The sequence below is a fragment of the Mesorhizobium sp. B2-6-4 genome (genome assembly GCF_006441495.1).
Classification (GTDB): Bacteria; Pseudomonadota; Alphaproteobacteria; order Rhizobiales; family Rhizobiaceae; genus Mesorhizobium.
Genome location: NZ_VFUE01000020.1, coordinates 82,306 through 101,314, shown reverse-complemented (window position 1 = coordinate 101,314; position 19,009 = coordinate 82,306). Strand labels below are relative to the sequence as shown.

19 protein-coding genes, 1 tRNA gene and 2 pseudogenes are annotated in these 19,009 nt (G+C 60.3%); 5 read left to right on the top strand and 17 right to left on the bottom strand.

Annotation, left to right across the window (positions count from 1 at the left end):
- Positions 1 to 25 precede the first annotated feature (25 nt).
- Together FJ426_RS24595 and FJ426_RS24590 are read right to left on the bottom strand one after the other, a co-directional pair.
- Entirely contained in the window at positions 26 to 238 is a 213-nt protein-coding gene (locus FJ426_RS24595; protein ID WP_140625423.1) for a hypothetical protein, read from the bottom strand.
- Positions 235 to 561 carry a hypothetical protein gene (locus FJ426_RS24590; RefSeq protein WP_140625424.1) on the bottom strand — a complete coding sequence of 109 codons (327 nt, stop codon included), beginning with the start codon at positions 559 to 561 and terminating at the stop codon, positions 235 to 237. The genes FJ426_RS24595 and FJ426_RS24590 overlap by 4 nt, the downstream gene beginning before the upstream one ends.
- Positions 562 to 912: 351 nt before the next feature.
- Here FJ426_RS24590 and FJ426_RS31495 point away from each other — a divergent pair, with 351 nt between their 5' ends.
- Positions 913 to 1,083, top strand: coding sequence for a hypothetical protein (locus FJ426_RS31495; RefSeq protein WP_181175046.1), 171 nt, complete (start codon positions 913 to 915; stop codon positions 1,081 to 1,083).
- 70 nt (positions 1,084 to 1,153) lie between these two features.
- On the opposite strand, the gene FJ426_RS24585 is transcribed toward FJ426_RS31495, so the two are convergent.
- The 7 genes from FJ426_RS24585 to FJ426_RS24555 all read right to left on the bottom strand — a co-directional run bounded on the left by FJ426_RS24585 (position 1,154) and on the right by FJ426_RS24555 (position 9,094).
- Entirely contained in the window at positions 1,154 to 3,430 is a 2,277-nt protein-coding gene (locus tag FJ426_RS24585; RefSeq protein WP_140825551.1) for a hypothetical protein, read from the bottom strand.
- 77 nt (positions 3,431 to 3,507) lie between these two features.
- Positions 3,508 to 5,394, bottom strand: a complete 1,887-nt coding sequence (locus FJ426_RS24580; protein ID WP_140825550.1) for a hypothetical protein — start codon at positions 5,392 to 5,394, stop codon at positions 3,508 to 3,510.
- 3 nt (positions 5,395 to 5,397) lie between these two features.
- A complete protein-coding gene (locus FJ426_RS24575) occupies positions 5,398 to 6,135 on the bottom strand; it encodes a hypothetical protein (RefSeq protein WP_140825549.1) in 738 nt (245 codons plus the stop codon).
- Positions 6,132 to 6,620 (bottom strand): hypothetical protein, encoded by a 489-nt coding sequence (locus FJ426_RS24570; RefSeq protein ID WP_140625430.1) that lies wholly within the window; start codon positions 6,618 to 6,620, stop codon positions 6,132 to 6,134. Before FJ426_RS24570 ends, FJ426_RS24575 begins: the two co-directional genes overlap by 4 nt.
- Positions 6,617 to 7,123 carry a hypothetical protein gene (locus tag FJ426_RS24565; RefSeq protein ID WP_140625431.1) on the bottom strand — a complete coding sequence of 169 codons (507 nt, stop codon included), beginning with the start codon at positions 7,121 to 7,123 and terminating at the stop codon, positions 6,617 to 6,619. Before FJ426_RS24565 ends, FJ426_RS24570 begins: the two co-directional genes overlap by 4 nt.
- A 67-nt stretch (positions 7,124 to 7,190) precedes the next feature.
- Positions 7,191 to 8,693, bottom strand: a complete 1,503-nt coding sequence (locus FJ426_RS24560; RefSeq protein WP_246674912.1) for a terminase large subunit — start codon at positions 8,691 to 8,693, stop codon at positions 7,191 to 7,193.
- Between the two features lie 2 nt (positions 8,694 to 8,695).
- Positions 8,696 to 9,094, bottom strand: coding sequence for a hypothetical protein (locus FJ426_RS24555; RefSeq protein WP_140625432.1), 399 nt, complete (start codon positions 9,092 to 9,094; stop codon positions 8,696 to 8,698).
- Positions 9,095 to 9,852: 758 nt separating this feature from the next.
- Here FJ426_RS24555 and FJ426_RS24550 point away from each other — a divergent pair.
- Positions 9,853 to 10,185, top strand: coding sequence for a hypothetical protein (locus tag FJ426_RS24550; RefSeq protein ID WP_140625433.1), 333 nt, complete (start codon positions 9,853 to 9,855; stop codon positions 10,183 to 10,185).
- 70 nt (positions 10,186 to 10,255) lie between these two features.
- Here FJ426_RS24550 and FJ426_RS24545 read toward each other — a convergent pair whose 3' ends face one another.
- Genes FJ426_RS24545 through FJ426_RS24535 form a run of 3 tightly spaced genes read right to left on the bottom strand, consistent with a single transcriptional unit; the run spans position 10,256 to position 11,169 of the window.
- The gene (locus FJ426_RS24545; protein ID WP_140625434.1) at positions 10,256 to 10,453 is read right to left on the bottom strand and encodes a hypothetical protein; all 198 of its coding nucleotides are present in this window, start codon (positions 10,451 to 10,453) and stop codon (positions 10,256 to 10,258) included.
- Positions 10,450 to 10,638 carry a DNA-binding protein gene (locus tag FJ426_RS24540; protein WP_140625435.1) on the bottom strand — a complete coding sequence of 63 codons (189 nt, stop codon included), beginning with the start codon at positions 10,636 to 10,638 and terminating at the stop codon, positions 10,450 to 10,452. Before FJ426_RS24540 ends, FJ426_RS24545 begins: the two co-directional genes overlap by 4 nt.
- 42 nt (positions 10,639 to 10,680) lie before the next feature.
- A complete protein-coding gene (locus tag FJ426_RS24535; RefSeq protein WP_140625436.1) occupies positions 10,681 to 11,169 on the bottom strand; it encodes a MerR family transcriptional regulator in 489 nt (162 codons plus the stop codon).
- Between the two features lie 175 nt (positions 11,170 to 11,344).
- On the opposite strand from FJ426_RS24535, the gene FJ426_RS24530 reads away from it, so the two are divergent.
- Positions 11,345 to 12,538 (top strand): site-specific integrase, encoded by a 1,194-nt coding sequence (locus FJ426_RS24530; RefSeq protein WP_140625437.1) that lies wholly within the window; start codon positions 11,345 to 11,347, stop codon positions 12,536 to 12,538.
- Positions 12,539 to 12,570: 32 nt separating this feature from the next.
- Positions 12,571 to 12,643: transfer RNA gene (locus FJ426_RS24525), tRNA-Ser, on the top strand.
- A gap of 90 nt (positions 12,644 to 12,733) precedes the next feature.
- Here FJ426_RS24525 and FJ426_RS32075 read toward each other — a convergent pair.
- Together FJ426_RS32075 and FJ426_RS24515 are read right to left on the bottom strand one after the other, a co-directional pair.
- Positions 12,734 to 12,904, bottom strand: a pseudogene (locus FJ426_RS32075) (MBL fold metallo-hydrolase); the annotation flags it as partial.
- A 63-nt stretch (positions 12,905 to 12,967) separates the two neighbouring features.
- Complete coding sequence (locus tag FJ426_RS24515) at positions 12,968 to 13,612, bottom strand: redoxin domain-containing protein (RefSeq protein ID WP_140561364.1); 645 nt, start codon at positions 13,610 to 13,612, stop codon at positions 12,968 to 12,970.
- Between the two features lie 746 nt (positions 13,613 to 14,358).
- On the opposite strand from FJ426_RS24515, the pseudogene FJ426_RS24505 reads away from it, so the two are divergent.
- A pseudogene (locus FJ426_RS24505) lies at positions 14,359 to 16,305 on the top strand (AI-2E family transporter); the annotation flags it as partial.
- A 335-nt stretch (positions 16,306 to 16,640) separates the two neighbouring features.
- Here the strand turns inward: FJ426_RS24505 and FJ426_RS24500 are convergent.
- Genes FJ426_RS24500 through FJ426_RS24490 form a run of 3 tightly spaced genes read right to left on the bottom strand, consistent with a single transcriptional unit; the run spans position 16,641 to position 18,963 of the window.
- Positions 16,641 to 17,321 carry an HAD family phosphatase gene (locus FJ426_RS24500; RefSeq protein ID WP_140561360.1) on the bottom strand — a complete coding sequence of 227 codons (681 nt, stop codon included), beginning with the start codon at positions 17,319 to 17,321 and terminating at the stop codon, positions 16,641 to 16,643.
- A gap of 26 nt (positions 17,322 to 17,347) precedes the next feature.
- Positions 17,348 to 18,133: an inositol monophosphatase gene (locus FJ426_RS24495; protein WP_140561359.1), complete on the bottom strand. Its 786-nt coding sequence runs from the start codon at positions 18,131 to 18,133 to the stop codon at positions 17,348 to 17,350.
- Positions 18,130 to 18,963: a phosphodiesterase gene (locus tag FJ426_RS24490; RefSeq protein ID WP_140561357.1), complete on the bottom strand. Its 834-nt coding sequence runs from the start codon at positions 18,961 to 18,963 to the stop codon at positions 18,130 to 18,132. Before FJ426_RS24490 ends, FJ426_RS24495 begins: the two co-directional genes overlap by 4 nt.
- Positions 18,964 to 19,009: the final 46 nt, after the last annotated feature.

Below are 19,009 nucleotides of genomic sequence, written 5' to 3'. Positions count from 1 at the left end.
TTCAAGTGTCCGAAATAGCAATTGATTAGGCGGCTGCTTTGCGCTCGCTCATGAGCTTGTGGTGGCAGGCCGCCGCTGTCTCGGTCAATCGCTTTGCCTGATCACGGGCGATCCATAAAAGCTGCTGGACCTTAGCGTCTTCGCTCTCGACCGCGACATCAAAAATGGTCTCCAAGAGCGTCGAGAGATTGCAGATGTCGCCCTCAAGGTCGTTCAGGTTGTCGCTCGGGCCGGTCATAGCGACACCAGCACTTCCTGCGAATCCATGTCGTCTGGCCACATGACACGCTCGCCAGCGATATCAGGGCAAGGCTCGGCGTCGCCGTTCTCCTCGTTGTCGCAGTTGTCTTGCTCCAGATCATCGAGGCAGCCTAGCGACGGCTCGTCGTCGGCCGTGTCCTCCAGATCGCAATCGGCTTCCATGAGGTCCAGTGCGGTAATCAGGCTCATGGCGCGGTCCAAGAGGTCATTCAGGCGCTTCTCGACTTCCTGCCGCCATGTGCGCGGGTCTACTCCCTGCGGCATCCCGTAGGGCTTCAATATCCTAACATGTGCGTTCATTGGGTTTCTCTGGATTACAGGCTTCTCAAGGCCTGGTGCCAGCGGTCAGCACTGGCGCCGGGAAGTTGAGAACATGGCCAGAGACCATGCGCGACGGCCTTTCCCTTTCGGGTATTGTATTGCCGTCGCCTTCCCGGCATAGTGGTGCCGGTCGCGCTGACGGCAAATCAGCACGGTCGTTTCGTTGGTCGATATTGATCCCGGCAAGGATCGCCTCGCCCAACGCTCTGGTTGCCTAGGCCCGGCAAAGGCCATCGGCGGGAGTTCTCAAGCTCCGCTGGCAACGATGCTCTCATTCGGTTAACAATTCAAGCACGCCCTTGCGGGGGCGAAGCTGTGGGGGCCGAAGTGATGACAGACCGCCAAAAGTTCGCTGCGCTCATGGCCTACGTCCTCGTCGGTGCTGTACTGGCGCACCTGTTCGGCGATGCCATCTTTGACGTCGGTGGCGAGGGGCTGAGTGTTGCAGCCGGCCTCGCCTATTTCGGACTGTTTGCGCTGGTAATGGAGCGGGTGGGTTAAGCTGTCGTCGCACCTGACGCGGGAAGGCGCCAGGCTTCGCTTGACCAAACACTTCATGGCTTTGGCCCCATCACTTTATTGATCGCCCGGTTTCGATCCAGGCCGAGCCACGGCGAACAAACCGCATCACGGTGTTGGTCGTAACAACAGCGTTGACGGAGCCTTGAAGAATGAGACTCCCGCTGTGGACGAGTGTCAAAGCCGCAGAAAATAGCAGCTCAAGGCGCCGCCCCTCCCATGAGTTGTTGACGAAATTGCCGATGCTGGTCACCCCGGTGATGACAAAATAATCACCGTAGCCAGGAAGGCTGATGTTAGCGGCGCTCGCCAAAGGTTCGGTGCCAAAAGAGCCGGCGCCTCGAATAGGCGAGGTTCCGCAGTTTATGAAGCGGATCGTCTCGTCCTGAATTGTCAGGCTTCCGCGCTGAATACTGGATGCGATGTCGATAGCGATGTTGTTCGCGCCGCTGTAGTCGTTGAACGTGATGTCGCTCAAACGGCAAAGCCCCGCTCCGTCGGTTAGCCTGATGCCCGCCGCCGTGGTGTGCAAGGTGTTGTTTCGGACGCGAGCCCCCGTTACCGCAACGTCGCCCAATCCGCAAACGATGCCGGCTGTGTTGTTTGCCCAAACGCTCGGGCCATCCACAAGGACGAAATTCGTCGCACCGCCCGTGGCTATGTTTATGCCTGTGGCATGAGCGGCGGCCTGCTGTCCTATGATGCGAAGATTGCTGGTGCCGTTGATGACGCTCACGCCAGCAGACCCCGCCCGAATGTCGTTGAAGGAACTGTCGGCCGAGTTGTTGACCATCGACACCGATTGAACATTGTCTATGAGATAGCCATTCATATAGCCGTAGAAGAAGTTGTTCGTGACCTTCGTCCAGTCGCTTACGTCCTTCAGCGTCAGGCCGTTGCCGGCCCGCAGACGATTGGCTGTTACAGGAGTGCCGGGCTCTGAATAGGCAGAAAGGAACGGCCAGAAATGACAGCCATTGATCTGACCCACGTCAAAATTGCCCGAAATGTATATGCCGTTCGAGCAGTCGCCCTGCACGCCGTCGATCAACATCCGCTGGCCGCCCGCGCTGTTGATGCCGTATTGGAACCCGAAGATAGAGCACCCGAGAACTGACCAGTTGTCCGTGTCGCCCTGGATCGCCGTCCCCGTCCAAGCCGCCGCCTGCGCCTGCGTCACCGTATTGACGATACCCTCTTTGATGATCACCAAGTCCTTCACGGTGGAACCAGCCGACAGCTTGATCTTGCCGCTTGGCCCCATCACAATCGTCGAACCCTGATTGTAGAAGTCGAAACGGTTGCCGGCGTACCCTTTCCACGGCCCTGTCTGCCCGACCAGCGACCCGCCTTCAGGGACGACGAGGACGTCATTCAGATAGTGGCTGTCTTTCGGCCAGACGATTGTGCGGCCACCGCGCCCGACAAAGGCAGGCGCCGCAAGCAGCGGAACGGTGTCGTTATTGGTGACACCGCCGCCGAGCGCACCGAACACGTGCGCGTTCGCGCCTTGCCCCCGCCAATCATCCTGGCGAACTGCTGTATAAAGGCCGTTGGTGAAGTAGATGCCTTCAGACGTGTCGGCAGTCGCCGCTGCCGCTTCCGCCGTCGAGAGCGATGACGTCAGTGTATAGACGAAAGATCCGTTTCGGCCGCCTTCCGCATGGATGATGAACGCCTTGTCTTTGGCGGGATCGAGCGCCTTGGCCGCCGTGCGATCGGCGACGTAGACCGGCGTGTCGAGGAAATCGCGGACATCGGCCTTTGCTTTGAGCAGATAGCCCGAGGCGTCAGGCTTCGCCACAAGCATGGTGTCAGCAACGACAGCCGGCAGATTGATCGACGCAGCCGAAGCGGCAGCCGAAGCGGCCGATGTCGCCGCAGCCGACGAGGAACCCGACGCAGCCGCAGCCGCAGCCGCAGCCGACGCCTCCAGGGCAATCAACTGTGCGGCATCCAGAAGGATGTTCTGGGTGAACACCAGATTGGTTGAACCGATCGATATCGGGTTGGGGCTCGAGACGTACCAGCCGCTTGAAGCGTAGAGACTCCCGGACGTGACGAGGATTTGCGTACCCATCACAACGTCACGGGTCTTGTTGAAATCCTTCGCCCGGCGCCAGTTGCCGGTGTCTACGATATAGATGCCATTCTCAGAGGCGGAGGTTTGGTCCTTAACCAACACCCGGTCGCCAGTGACCACGGCAACTCCATCAATCGTCTGCTCACCGCTCAGGGTGATGTTGCCGGTTGTCGCGACCTTCACCGGTCCTTTGATTGCCGTCGAGCTACTGAGGCCGTCTTTCAGATCAATCTGAATCGAAGTCATAAAGGGCTCCATCTAAGGGACGGGACGTCATCCGACGTTCCATTGCGCTCTTGCCGAAGGAGCGGATTCGGCTCTGGCTAGATCAAACAGGTAGCCAGGGATTTCATCGCCTCACCAAATGCACTGGCAGTTCGGAATTCCTGGTGCGCAGCGTCGAGCGTGGCCTGGTCTTCCTCCGTCAGCCGGCCGGAGCGAGCGAGATGCATGATGTCCGCTTCCTCACCATAGGCCCCGGTGTTGGGGTTCACGCCGTACTGATCCGCGAGAGCTGCGGCGTTCTCAGTCTTGCCGAGCCTGCCCTGTGCCTCCTGCACACCGCTGGTGCGCGGCTCCGGTGTGGCCTGCGTAGGATCGACCTTGCCGGCAAGGATTGCCTCACCTCGAGCCTTCTGCGCCTCGTAGTACGTGACGAGATCAGGAAGGTTTCGAGTTCGCTCGAGAGTGCCGAGAGGATCAACAACACCGCTCAGGAAGCTGTTCTGATCGAGCCTGGCTCGCAAGCGGTTGTGCGGCCTGTTGGCCTTGGCAAGCCTCTTCTGAAGCTCCGGCAGGCGCGCCTCGGCATCGGCAATCAGCCTCTCGCCAAAAGCCGGCGAGGTCGGGTTGAGAGCCGCCTCGATCGGCCGGCCATTCGGCCCGGTCACCATTTCGGGAACATCAACCGTCGAAGGGTCGAACTTGAGCGGGACAGGTGCGGCCGGAGCTTTACTCTCCACGCCGTCGAAGCCCTTCGCCTGTAGATCGGCAATCAGCAGCGCATCGAACTTGGAAGGGCTGGTGACGGGGTCAAGCTCGGGGTGCTGGTCCTTGATGGTCTGGATCGATATCGCCACATCCTGGATGCCGGCCGCCCTGGTGACAAAAGCAGCCTCGGGCGCCGTTGCCGGGGAAAGATTCGCGGCGTCCGCTGCCACCCTTGCGATCGGCTGAGTGACGTTAGGCGAGAGTTTGATATCCTCTCCGCGTACAAGCGCGTCGATGCCCTCATTCAGGGCAATGCGGGCCTCCTGTGTGGTGCGCAGTGTTGCAAACCTTGCCTCAGCTCCGGCCCGCGCCACGGGATCGATATTCCGGCCGAAAAATCCATGAAGGCCGCCGAAGGCTGAGCCGATCAATGCGGCGGTTGCGACCTGTGAAGTTAGCGCCTCCCACGAAACGTCATCGCCGAATTTCGCACGCGCATTTGCGGTACCTATTCCGAAGACGGCTGTATTGGCGGCGGCATCGAGACCGGCGGTAAGCGCCTCGCCGGCAACGCGGCCAAAGCGACCGATTGCGGCGGCTTTTACCAACGGGCCAGCCACAGGAACATAGTTGATCGGGTCGAGCGCCTGGCCCGCCAGATTGCCGATGAAGGCGCTGAACGGACGCTTCTGCGCATAGAACTCACGCACCTTTTTCAGGTCAGACATTCCAGCAAGGGCAGCGGCGCGCGTCTCGGTCATGCCGGGATCGTATGGGACATCATTCCGGTAGAATGCCGACGCCTTATACTGGTCCTCGGTCAGCGCGCCCATTTCGTCGCGCTTCTGGTCTATCATGCCGGGCGTGACCCACGTCCCTTGCAGATAATCTTGCGGGCTAGTGCCCGGCGGCACATCAAGGCCCTCCGGGTCAAAACCGTACGGAGCATCCTGGCTTGGCGCCGGCAAAGGCACTTGGGACTCCCTCAACACGGTGCCGAGGCCATAGCTATTCATGACGCCTTGCCTGGCGCTCTGTTCTAGTGTGGAAAAGAGGCTCAGCGGCTGCTTGAGTGCCGAGTCGAACAGGGCAGTACGAGACATGCCCTCGTATTGGCCGCGAGTCAGAGCGTTGGAAAAGGCCGTGGCTCCGGGCACGACGCGAGAAAGGCCCAGCGGTATGCTCATCGGATCGGGCATCAACACGCTTTCGGCCGGCTCCGGGCCGTCAAATGCGGGCACATTCTGCTGAATGACGTCAATGATCGGATCGTTGGCCATTCCTCACCTCACCAGCTTGCGGAAGATCGCGGCGGCTGTCGCTGGTGTCTGCTCGTCCAGCCAAAACCAGAATTCGTGCGCGTCGTCCTCGTCCAGGGCGTCAGTCAGGCGCTTGGCGCGGGCGCGGAGCTGCGCCACGTTCTGCGCGGCATCAGAGCCCCATTCCGCAACCAGCACGCTGCCGGCTGGTGTGGCCTCGAACGATTTCACCTCGTTTGGGGTGGCGGGCATGACATAGGCAGGCCCCGCGGCTATTTCAGCGTAGGTGGCTATCCGGGCAGTCTCGGGTACATCACGGTCGAAATGCTCCATGAACACGCGCTGCTCACGATTCCCGCCGATCGTGCGCACGATGTCGGACGCGGTGCGCTGCACATTGACGAGGTGGGCACGGAAACCGCCCATCTCGTCCCAATCCGAAACCAGCCGGCGGCCGGCATCCGAACTGCACAGCGAAATCCGGCTCTGCTCTGCGTCCATGGGCTGGGTCGGATTAACCGAATCCGGGTTTATGGTTGCCTGCTCCGATTGTAGGATTTGCGCATACTCACGGTCCATGCCATCGGCGTAATACCGATCGATGTCAGTGCGCATGACGTGCTGAATCTCAGCCTTACGACCGGCGCCGGCAGGCAAGGAGGCAAAGCCCGCCTGTTCGGCACCGGTCGTAAGGCCTTCACCCGTCGCAGAGCCTGCTCCAGCCGCGCCAGGATTCTCGGATGTGGTAAGTTCGTTGCTCATGCGACCCTCGCCGGATAGAGCTGGGCCAGGAGGCGGGTTGCCAGATCGGCGTTCGCCGTAGGCTGCGTCATCGCGTGGCCATCAGCCTTGCGCTCTACGATGTAGCCGAAGCCGTTCCAGGCGACGCGGTACTTGTCGTCCTCGAAAAGCTTGTCGAAGCGGGCCGGCAAGCTCGTAAGACGTGGCTTGCAGAGCACGGCGCCCTTACCGTCAGCACTCGCGACAATCGCCTCCGCCAGCCAGCTTTCGTCATAGGCGACGATGGTGACGCGATCCAACTTGCGAAGGGCATTCTTGCTGCCGTTCTGGAGCTTCCGCCAAACTGTTGGTTCCTTCAGGTCGTCGGCCACGAAATCAGCGGGGACACGCACCAGATATTCCCGCCAGACAAAGCCGGTGGACTGGAGCGTTACACGGGCAGGATCGATGTCGGGCGCCGATCGCGGGGCGGCCGGAATTTCCGTCGAAAGTTCTGTCTTGCTCATTTTCTGTCGGCTCCTTTCAGGGCGGCCAGGATCTCGTGTTCGGTGATGGACTGTTCGGCTTCCTTCCAACTGCCGGCGAAACGGCTCCAGGCATCCGGAAAAACGATCATCCCGAGCTTGCGGCGCAGCCCGAACAGAGGCTTCAGAGCGCATGTCAGCATGTGGGAGAGCCGTACCTCAGTCTCATGAGGGTCGAGGATGCCGGCACCGCCTGTCTGGTTCAGGGCGCGGACCAGGCCGGCGCAATCACCATTGGCAGCAATCCACTGCTTGCTGGCCTCGCGCAGGTCTATGGCAGCCTTCTCAGCGCGCTCCACAGCCTCAAGGCGTTCCGTGTTGCGGCGCTCAAGCTTCTCCTTCAGGGCGTCAATGCGGGCCTGTCCTGCCGCCGCCGCTTCCATGCGCTGCCGGCGCATCTGCTCGCCCTCGGCGGCAGTGAGCCCGGAAAGCTCACGTTCGACGCCAAGGATCTCCTCCAGATCGAATGGCTTGTCGTCCAGCAAGGCGATTCCATGCATGTGCTTCAGTTCGGTAAGGCGGCTTTCAGCCTCTTGCCTGCGTGCTGCGATATCAGCCATTGCGCGATGGTCCTTTCATGGGCACAGGGCCGTATCGTCCTGTTTTTGCCTTCATGCCGGCGTGGGACAGATTGACGACTGGCGCGCGGCTCCCGCCGCCGTAGTGGTTGGCGTCGGCACGGTTCAGGGAGGGCACATGCATGACGGCTCCGAGCGCCGCATTCGCGAGATCGTCGGAGGCCCCTGACATATGGTCGATGTTGTCTCGCCCGGTGCGCGTCGTGCGCCGCTCAAGCTGCGAAATCTGCCCGACAAGGCGGGTGTTATCGAGAAGCGAGGTGATCCCGCCCATGAGCTGCGGCAGGGCGTCCAGATAGATTTCCGAGCGGGTGCGCTCCGCTGCAACGTAGCGAACGCCTTCCTTTTTGAAGGCTTCCGACACCCAGGCGCCGGCATATCTGTCGCCGGTGGCGCTGGTGATTTTGTAGGTGTTCAGGACACGGCAGAACTCGCCCACAACGTCGTGCGGATCAAAGGGCGGCTTCTGTTCCCGCAGGCAGTCCAAAACGCTCCTGTCGCCTTCCCTGTGGGCAATGCCGAGCGTCATGCTGTCGTGCGCACCGCCGCTCGGATCGCAGAAGGCCACGTAGCGGTATTGCCGAAGATACGGGCGTTCCTTCACCCCGATATCGACGCAGCGTTCCACCACGGCCCGATCAACGAAGGTGGACAGGTCGCCACGGAACTTTGCATCCCATTCGGCGGCGGCTGATTCCGGGTCGTCGCGGTGTGCCTGGTCGATAACTTCCGTGTCGATGGTCGGGTTGAAGACCTTGGTTCCCGCCTGCACCACAAGCACCTGAGCATCGTTCTTGCCGAAGCAATCCCTGTGCTTGGTATAGAGCAGGCCACGTTGCGCGTATGGGCTCGATATGCCGATCAGCATCCCGCCAGTCGTTGCCAATGCAGGCAGTACGGCGCGGTAGGTCTCGACATCGGGCAATGAGGTGGATTCGTCGCGCCAGAAGCCAACTTCGTCAAAGATGCAGGCAATCAGGGTGCGACCGCGAACCGTGCGGTAATTGTTGGTGTGGACGGCGATGGCGATGTTGCCGGCAACCTTGATCTCATCGTTGGTCACGCTCTCGACAAGCTGCGAGAGGATGGGCGAGGCTTCGAAGAAAGCCCGGATGTAGTTGAACACGGCCTGTGCCTGAACACGTGAGGCGGCCAGCACGAGGATGGTTCCGACTTCACCCGGCGCAAGCTTGTTCGAATGGTCATGGAAAGCGGCAATGAAGTCAGCCAGGGCGGCTGCAATGCGCGACTTGCCCGAGCGGCGGCCGATGATGCACCAAAGCTCACGAACGCGCTTGGAAGGCGGCTCCCTGCCACCAGCAACGGCATTGAAGGCGATAAGCTCCTCGGTTGATAGCTCCAGGCCATAGGCAGCGCGCAGGATCGCAATCCATGTGTCCCATGTGGTCGATTGCCCGAGAGCAGCACCGAGCAGGTTCGGATCACGCAATGCCGTGTCGATGGTGATGTTTGCCAAGCTCACGAGGCGGCACCAGCGTACTTGGTGGCGGCATAGTCCTTGAGGCTTGGCGTAATGTCCTTCAGTGCCCGCCGCTCAAGCCCGAGATCAGCCAGGAGGCGGCGCTGCGCATTGGTCAGAGCCATGAACTCGTTGATGTCGATCGGCTCGCCTTCAAGGTAGTTGGCTGCGGCATCCTTCAGCATCGCGCCAAGGCAGGCCACGTTGTCGATAAGCTCCAGCTTCATCACGCTCAGGTTGGGCTTGCCGCCAAGGTCAGCAGCGAGGCTGTCCCGCAGTTCGAACACCACGCGGGCAGCAGTCGTGCGACGGTCGAGATCGTCCAGTGTCTTAAGCCGAACCTTTCCGGCCGGCTTCGGGCTGGACTCGCCTTCCATCTCTGCTGCATCTGCGCTCAATTTTGCGTCTCCAAATCAGTAGCGCCAGACTATCATCGACGCAACATGCTCGCAACATGTCACAAATTATCGTTGAATATCAGGCATTTGCAAAACGACTGTCGGATGAATAATCCGCATGTCTCAAAGGCTCCCAATGGCTACGGAGGCAATAAGCGCGCCGAACAAAAGAGCTTTGAGGCTTTGGGAGTGGTCAGGCAGGCGTCTGCTTGTTGCTAAATTGCTTATGACGGGGCCTGAGGTATGCGGAGCAGAGCTAGGGCTTCTGTCCCCGAGATATAGAGGTAGTGGTGGAATCCGTACTATGGCTAGTAGTGGTGGAATCCGTACTATGGAATGGGCCTGAGAGGTCCGGTTTCCGTACTAAGGCTTGGTACGCTTTCCGATACTGGTGATCTGTTGCAAGCCTAGCTGTTCTTGCCAGCAGTTCGGCCTGTTCAAGTGTTTCAATCCTGCGCCAGTCGTCGGTCGGCTCTGTCAGCCTGGAGGGCCTGTAGGTGAGCCGGTAGAGACTGGGGCGTCTCCACTCTGCATTGCCAGCCCGGCCGCGTTCTGTGATCTCCACAAAGCCTAGTGCGACCACTTCCCGAATTGCCGGGGCGATGGCCTGCCTGTGGATGCCGTATTCCTGAAATTGATCGAAGGTGGTTGGCAGCTTGCCGTTGTCGTCGCCACCATGCGAAGCCAGCTCAATCTCAAGTCGATCTAGAACCCTGTGTCCGGATTGTGAAAGCACGCGATAGGCAGGAGAGCTTTGCATGGCGATCAGCCGCCATGAAAACTGGCCCCCGATCGTTGTGCTTCCCTTTTTGCGCGCCTTTCCTTTGTCAGCCATCGACAGCCTCGCACCGCATGCGGCGATGTTCCCGCTTGTGGTGCAGTGGGCAAAGCCAGGTCACGTCCAGCGGCCTGAGATAGTCGCTGTGGTGGCCGTGCGTTTCCGGGGCGCCGCAAGCCTGACAAGGCTTCCGCTCGATAAGGCCGCGCTTGATTGCAGAGCGCAGGGAAGCATGAGCCCACATCTCAAGAGGATGGGCGGCATTCCACCTTTCCTGCGGCGTTGGCGAGTTGCGACCGTGGCGGGCTTCTGATAGGTTTGCAGAATTGCTGCTTTCGTATCTATTACCGCTCTCGGATGCCAGTCCGGGAGCGGTTTCCATTTCAGGGTTTCTCATTGGTTAGTCCCCTAATCCGTGCCGATTCCCGCATTGCGTGGACGGCTTCCACAGCCGAGAGCCCGAACCGTTTGCGCAGGAATGGAGTCAGTGGACGTTCAGCCTTCCACCAGTTGACGCTCAACCAGACAGCCGCTTCATCGGCGGCGGCGGACAATTCATGATCGATGCCGCTATTACTCATGCTACGTCCTCCAGAAAGAGGGCGTGGAGCTTGCTCCGATCTGCCACCCAGCGATTGCCAACCTTGCGGGCGGGCAAAGATCCGCTTTCGAGCATGTAAAAGGTCTGACGGGGCGTGCGCTGGATCACCTTGGCGATTTCAGCGCAGCCCCAAACAAGGTCGATCTTAGGTTTGTCATCATTCATCAAAGACGTTCTCCGTTCTTGTTGACTCAAAAAAACGCGTACTCAACGCAAGGCTTTGACGTGGGTGTTGACCAGTAGCGTCAAGCTGATCGAACTCGGCTCAGATTCATGCATAGCCATCATTGCGCCGATGCCTGCATACTGAGCTCCAGGCTTCGCGCTCGGGCGAGGCACATAGAAGGAAACCGGTACGGCATCGGCACCGTCAAACGCGCTGACGATGAGATAGCACTTGGCGGCCCCAGCAATGCTGGCCTCGATGTCCGTCCAGTAGACCTTGCCGTCACCTTCACCATTCAATTGGCCACGGATGCCATTAGAGATTAGGGCAAGCTGACCGATCGACATCTGAAGGCGGTGAAAGGGCACCATCAGGCAGGCGATCAGGGCCTCCTGGCGGGAGTAGCGGCGATAGGTGCCGGTGCCGCCGTGCACGTCGTCTGTCAGGATGACACCTGCCTCTGCCCAAAGCTGGAGGGTCCGACGCTTGGCGCCAGTGATCTCGGTGAGATCCGAAAGGGTATATTCCATCTGTCGTCATCCTAACCAAGAACGCTTTCCGTTCTTTGTTTCGCATGAGTGCCTGCTACTGTCAAGCCTCCCCATTCGGTGCCAGTGGATAACGAACGCTTGACGTCCGGATTATTTGCGACATACTGCAACATGGTCCCGGTTAATCCAACCGGCTACAAAGTGGGGTTTCAAGATGTCGGTACGCAAGCGCAAGTGGACTACGGCAAAGGGTGTCGAGCGTGAGGCATGGGTTGTTGACTATGTGGACGGGCAGGGCGCCCGCCGGCTGAAGACGTTCGAGCGCAAGAAAGAGGCCGACGCGTTTGAGGCCACGTCAACGGTGCAGATCATGGAGGGCACCCACGTCGCGGACGGCGCCAGCACCACGGTACAGAAGGCGGGCGATCTGTGGACAGCAGCAGCCGATAACGCGGGCCTGGAGCGCACCACAACCGACCAGTACCGGCAGCACCTTAAACTCCATATTGCGCCGTACCTCGGAGGCACCAAGCTTAACGAGTTGAGTATCGCCACGGTGCGCGCCTTCGAAGACAAGCTGATCGCGGATGGCCGTTCGCCTGCGATGGTGCGCAAGGTATTGGTGAGCCTCGGCTCATTGCTGGCAGACGCGCAAGAGCGTGGCCTCGTAGCCCGCAACGTGGTCCGCGACATGCGCGGCAAGCGTAAGGGTAAGGGACGGCAGGAGAAGCGCCAGAAGGGGCGGGTTAAGGTCGGCGTGGACATTCCGACGCGCGACGAGATCAAGGCCATTGTAGGGGCTTTGGAAGGGCGCTGGAGGCCGGTCATCCTGACAGCCATTTTCACCGGCTTGCGAGCCTCGGAGCTTCGCGGGCTGCGCTGGAGTGATGTCGATTTCACCAAGCGGGAAATCAGGGTCCACCAGCGGGCAGACAGGCACAATGAGATAGGTAAGCCCAAGTCTATCTCTGGCGAACGCACCGTGCCGGCGCCTCCCTTGGTCATCAACACCTTGAAGGAATGGAAGTTGAAGTGTCCGAAGGGCAAAGAGGGATTGGTGTTCCCCAACGGCAGCGGCAACGTCGAGCAGTTGCCGAACATCGTTCGCCGTGGCTGGCACCCTGTCCAGATCTCCGCTGGCGTCACTGTTGAGACGAAAGAGAAGGACGAGAACGGCGCCCCGGTCCTTGCGCCCAAGTACAGCGGCTTTCATGCGCTGCGGCACTTTTATGCTTCGTGGTGCATTAACAGCGCCGATCAGGGCGGGCTTGGGCTGTCTGCCAAGGTTGTGCAGGAACGCCTAGGGCATTCATCGATCGTCATGACCCTGGACGTTTACAGCCATCTGTTTCCGAGAGGTGACGATGGCGAGCAGATGGCGGCGGCGGAAAAGGCGCTGCTCGGCTGATCGCGACATAAACGCAACATGGAAGCGAAAAGACCAATAGTATCAATTGTTGCACTCGGATTGTGGATCCGGAGGTCGCTGGTTCGATCCCAGCCAACGGTACCATCGGCTTTCCTCTAAACAACTGGTTTGCTCAATAAAATTTTGACCGTGGACTTCCGGGCTTGCTCTGTAAAGCGACAGCCTGCTCAGGCTGTCGAAACCGCCGAAGTGATCCATGTGCATATGCGTCACGAAGACGTGCGAGATTCGCAGGATTTCGCGCAGCGAAAGCGTCGAAAGCTCTCCGAGATAGAAAAGGATGGCCCTGTTGCGGAAGCGGAAATCCAGTAGCAGGCCCGGATCGGAAAAAGGTTCGTTTACCAAGCGCGGCTGGACAAAAAGCGTGACTGGGAGAAGACCGCCGCGAGCGATGCTGGCTTCCTCCGTTCAGCTTCTCTTTGCCCGACCGGCATATTGGTCGACCGCGCCGGCCATCTGGAGCATGAGTGTGTCCATGGAGATGGAATTCCCGCCATAGGGGTAGAATTTGGATTTATCGCCTTTCGTCCATTTCTCCCGCAGCTCGGGTTCGGTGATGTCCCAGTCGCGATAGGTCCTTCGCGCCAGTTCGCGCAGTTCTGCGTGCAATTCGGCGGTGGAGGGGCGGCCCCAGTAATAGTAACCGTTATAGACCTTGAAGACTTCGAGGTCCCGCCCGAGCACGATCGTGTGCGGGATCATCACGTCGTGCGTGGTGTCGGTGTATTCCTTGATGTCCAGGTCCTTCTGCACGAGCCGTTCCTCGTCATAAAGAAAGGGCCAGGGCGCGGAGGTCTGCTGGCGGTAATTGTTGGTCGTATGCCAATCATCCGTGGTGATCGTGACGAGCTGTGTGTAGCCGACGACCAATTGCGAGTGAAACCGCACCAGTTCGAGCATTTGCTGCCGGTCTTTCGGACAGAAGAACCCACGCGTCAGCATCACGATCATCAGCTGGTCGCCCTGCAGGTCCGACAGCCGCCGTGGTGTCTTGGTGTGGTCGGGAAGAACGTAGTCGGGGAACTTCGCGCCAGCCACAATGTCTTGTCTCATTTTCAGTCGCTCCCATCGATCCGGTTCTGTAACTCCCGAACAAAAGACTCCCCCCCATGTTCCTTGATTCCAGGCAAGCCGATATGACGGCCGTCTGCCGTCGAACCGGCGACCCCATCGAGAGCGCATCCAAGTCGAGTTCGCCATCGACGATCGGCTTGCCGCCCTTTTCCAAACTCGAGCTTCGACCGGTTTTCGGTGCCTGCTTTTGAGTTCGTCAATCACTCCCTTGATCATCGCTAAACGGATTTCCGCGTAACCGCCGTGTAGCGCGTGATGGCACCCTCGTCGGGATCCTGAAAATGCACGGTAGCGTCGGCTGCGGCCGAGAATCCGCCGCTTTCAAAGTGTCGGCTCGGGAGAAGGTGCTGTAGCCCGGCAAAACCGCAGCGCTGATCCGTTCAGCGAATTCCGCTGGCCAGTCACCAGGCCGAAATACGGACGCGCCGGTCACGCCATGCGTGATGACCTTGGTCATTGCCAGCCGGGTAGGAAGCACGCCGCCAAAGAAATCTTTTGGGCCTGCGAGGGACGCTGCGGATGTTCCGATGATCCACACCTTTGGGCTACATGCCTGCAAAAGTTCGAGATCATCACACATGGGGTGTAACGAACCAGGTCATTGGCCAGAAGCTGAGGAGGTGCCAGTATATGGACCAGCGCACGCTTTGCGCGGTTAGGCCATGGCCGTCCTCTAAATCGCGAGATTGCAGATAGGTCCCATCATGCCCCCTGCTTTTATGACATCGAAGTTGGCAACCGTCGTGGCGATGATTGCTACCGTCGCCATTCTTTACGTCGCCAAGGAGGTCCTGCTGCCATTGGCAATAGCGGTCCTTCTCACATTTGCGTTGGCGCCGATTGTTTCTTTGCTCCGAAAGTTGAAGCTGCCGCGAATGATCGCTGTGCTTGGCGCGGTTGCATCGGCCTTCGTCCTCGTGTCGCTGTTCAGCCTGATCGTTGCCACGCAGGTGAGCCAGGTCGCGCAGGACATTCCGACATACCAATCCAACATCCTCGAGAAGATTCGGACTTTGAAAGAAACAGGATCCGAGGACGGCCTTATCAGCCGGCTCGGCAAGGTGTTCGAGCGCGTCAACACTGAGATAAACAAATCCCAATCCAGCGGACAGGCAGATGTGGAGCAAACCACGAAGCAGCAGGATCCGCTTTTGGTTCAGATATTCTCGCCCCAGCGTCCGATAGAGACGCTGAGGAACATCATCGAGCCGCTGATCGGACCACTCGCCACGACCGGCCTTGTCATCATCGTGGTGATTTTCATGCTGCTCGAGCGTGAAGAATTGCGGGATCGATTCATTCGCCTTGTGGGCTACAGCGATCTCCATCGCACGACCCAGGCATTGCAGGATGCAGGCAGTCGCGTCGGACAATATCTGCTCATGCAATTGGTCGTGAACATCGTCTACGGCGTGCCCCTTGCGATAGGTCTTTGGTTTCTTGGCATTCCCAATGCCCTGCTATGGGGCATGTTGGCCGTTGTCTTGCGTTTCGTACCCTTTATCGGTCCGGTTATCGCGGCGGTGATACCTTTGTTTCTTGCCTTCGCAGTGGCTCCCGGCTGGAGCTTACTGGTATGGACTGGCGCTCTCTTCATCTTGGCAGAGCTCGTAATCAGCAACATCGTCGAGCCCTGGCTTTACGGCTCGCACACGGGCCTCTCGCCGCTGGCGATCATCGTAGCCGCCGTTTTCTGGGCCTGGCTATGGGGCCCGGTCGGCTTGGTGCTGTCGACGCCGTTGACCGTCTGCCTTGTCGTGCTTGGACGGCACGTGCCCCAGTTCGAATTCCTGCAGATCCTGTTTGGCGATGAGCCGGTGCTCGACCCGAAGGAGCGTCTGTACCAGCGGCTTCTTGCCGACGATATCGACGAAGCCACCGACAACGCGGAAGAAATGCTCGAGGAGAAATACCTGATCGAGTTCCACAGCACGGTTGCGATTCCGGCGTTGCTGCTTGGTGAACAGGACCGGGCTCGGGGCGCACTGACGGCAAGTCAGTTGGCGAACCTTGCCGAAAACGCCCGCACCCTGGTGGCCAACCTCAACGAGATCGCCGCGGAGGAAGAAGAAGAGGAAGAAGACGAGCACGCGGAAAAAGAAGGCGCGAGCGCGGATCCGGGCGAAGAGGATGAGGATCAAGCCGAGTTTGCGCCTGATCTCCCGGATGGTGCTGGGAAGTCAGTGCTGTGTATCGGCGGGCGCGGAGACCTCGACGATGTGGCCGCTGCGATGCTCGCGCAAGTCATTTCGATCGAGGGTGCGGATTGCGTGGCCGCGAGCCACCGTGACCTCCTCCCCGCGCGGATCCGGAAACTTCCGCTTGAAGCTCGCGACGCAGTCGTCGTGGGCTTCCTCAACCGCGATTCGTTCAAACACGCGGTGTTCGTCGTGAGGCGCTTGAGGCGACTCGCACCGCGTGCACGCATCGGAATCGCGCTCTGGCACGACACCCATGACAAGCCCAGGGAGGATGCGGCGGGCCTCGCCGAGCAATTGGAAGCGGACTTTGTTGCGTTCAACGTGGTCGACTGCGTGACGGGTGCGCTTTCAAACGAAGAACCGCGTCAAGTGAAAAAGAGAAAGCAAAGAAATCTAAGGCGGCCTCGCGCTCGTCAGGGCGTGGCGGCGACGGTGCAATTGGACGATTCGTTGGCTCAGCCGGTGCGGTGATCGTCAACGGCACGGCCTCTTTTTGGACCAACTTCGGCTGCTGGTGCTGCCAGTCTTCCGTGCGGCTGACGTCGTGCGAAGCAGAGCCAGGGCAGCAATGTCCCGCCGTTCCCACCTCAAGCCCATTGATCCGAGAAGCCACTACAGGATCGCCGCCGCACTCTCCGCTCCCGTCTGACGCCACGGCCAAGTCGAGAGGATGAATCGGACCATCAAGGATGCGACTGTCAGGCGCTCTACTACGAGAGCCACGGCGACGCGGCGCTTTCGAGGGTGTCGAGCAGGAAAGGGCGGTGCCGGATTATCTGCTGCCCGGCTTTCGCTGGGCCTGAAATCTAAACGGAAACGGGCGCGATCAACTCCAGAGAAACGAGTTCGCGCGCGACTTCGTCCCAGTCGGCGCAGATGGTTCGGGCGCCGGCCAGGCGCAGTTTCTCGGCATGCCCCGGATAGGTGTGGCCGCCGCCGATAAAGCCGATCGCCGTCATGCCGGCGGCGACTGCGCCCTGCACGCCGAAGGGCGAGTCCTCGATAACCGCACAGCGCTTCGGCTCGATGCTCATCCGATCCGCGGCGAACAGGAAGATGTCGGGGGCGGGCTTCCCGCGCGCGACCATTGACGATGAGAATATGTTCTCGCCGACGAATTTCGCGAGCCCCGTGACCGAAAGGCTGTGATGTATCCGCTCTAGCGAGGAGGATGAGGCGACGCAGCGGGGATTGGACAGCCGTTCAAGGAAGGGCTTCAGGCCCGCCATCGGCTGCAGACTTTCGGTGAAGAGCGCTTTCACCTCGTCCCACAAATCCGTGGTCTGATGCTCCTCAAGACGATGGCCGGTCGTGAGCCTGATGCGCTCCAGGATATCGGTCTGCTTCATGCCGACGCATTGCAGGACCGCCTGCGGGTCGAGTTCCATGCCGTGTTTCGAATAGACCCGCCGGTAGGCAAGCGCCGCCAGCGGTTCGCTGTCGACCAGCACGCCGTCGCAGTCGAATATGATCAATGTGTCTTGCATGCTCGCTCCGGTTTGCGCGCCAGGTGTCACAGGCCGCGTAGCGCTTCAAGAAGTTCGTCGTGAATGAGCCCGTTCGAGCCGACCTTCTGCGTGTCCTCGTCTGTGGAGTCGACACCTGAAAGCGTGGTGACCTTGCCTCCTGCTGCGCGTAGCAGCGGCATGGCAGCCGCGTAGGACACGACGTCGGCCTTGATCGAAACCGCCGCATCGAGCTGGCCGGCGGCGACCATCGAATATTCAAAGGCCCCTGAGACGATAACGCGCACGCCGCGCGCGCCGACGCCGAGCCGCCGTACGATCTCTGCGGTGCGCGCCACCTCCTCGGCCGAAAAGTGCGACGTCAGCACGACGGCAATGACCGCATCGGCCAGTCTTGCAGTTGTCGACACATTGGCCGTCTTGCCGTTGACGGTCGCGATCCCCTCGCAGGTGTAGTGCGCCTCGAAGCCGGCGGCGGGCGCGACGGTCAGGCCGACCTTCGTCGCACCCTGCTCCTGATAGGCCATGGTGACGGAGAACCACGGCAGGCCGGACGCGTAGTTTATCGTGCCGTCGAGCGGGTCGACGATCCAGCGGCTTTCGCCCAAGATTCCCGTCGTGCCGGCTTCTTCCGACAGGATGGAAGCTTGCGGCGTAAGCGCGCGCAGCCCGTCGATGACAATGCGCTCCGAAGCGAGATCGGCGGCGGTGACAATGTCCAGCCCTTCCTTGCGAGTGACGTCGAGGCGCTCCTCGCGCATCGACATCAACGTCGCGGCTGCCTTGCGTGCGACGGCATCGGCGTCTTTCAGGATTTGACGGTAGTCGCTCATGTTTCGTTTTTCCCGGGGTAGTCGACATCGGTGATGAAATCGTGGGCGGGGCCAAAATCGCCGATCGGGACGACGTGCGAAACGATACCGGTCTGCGGCGACCAGGCGTGCAGGGCGAAAGCCGGCGGTTCGAAGATGAAGCGATTGGGCTCGCCCGGACGAAGATCGAGCGCGACCTGGTGCGCGACGCCCGGCGCGACGAAGCCGACCGTGCCGGCAAAGCGCGTGGTGATGGGTCGGTGATAGTGCCCGCAGGCCACACGCTCGATTTCGGCGTGGGACCTGATCATGTCGCGGAAGCCGTCGCCGACGACGCACATCATGATGTCCATGCCGTGCACGCCGACGGGAAAGGGCGGATGGTGCATGAAGACGAAGGTCGGGCGGCCGTCGCCCTCGGCGAGCCGCTCACCGAGCCAGGCTTCGCGCCGCTCGCAGATCGCACCACCGTCCTCTCCCGGCTGCACCGTGTCCAGCCCGATGAGGCGGACCGGAAGGTCCTCGATCGTATAATGCAGGAAATCCGGCGACTGGCTCAGATAGGGGAATTTCGGCGCCATCACCTCGCGCATTGTCTCACGCCGGTCGTGGTTGCCAGGGATGATGAAGACGGGCATGGGCAGGGCCGACAGCATGTCGGCGACCAGCGCATACTCTTCCGGGCGACCGCAATCGGCGAGATCGCCGCTGACGAGGACGCAATCGGGTGCCGGATCGAGCGCGGCGACGGTCGCGATGGCGCGACGAGTCATGGTGTTGGTCTGGAGACCCTCATAGGCCATCTGGCCGTCGGGTCGGATATGAAAATCGCTGATCTGTGCAATGAGCATCGGGAGGTCCGGCAGTGTGAAGGGAGGGCTGACACAAGAAGGGCGC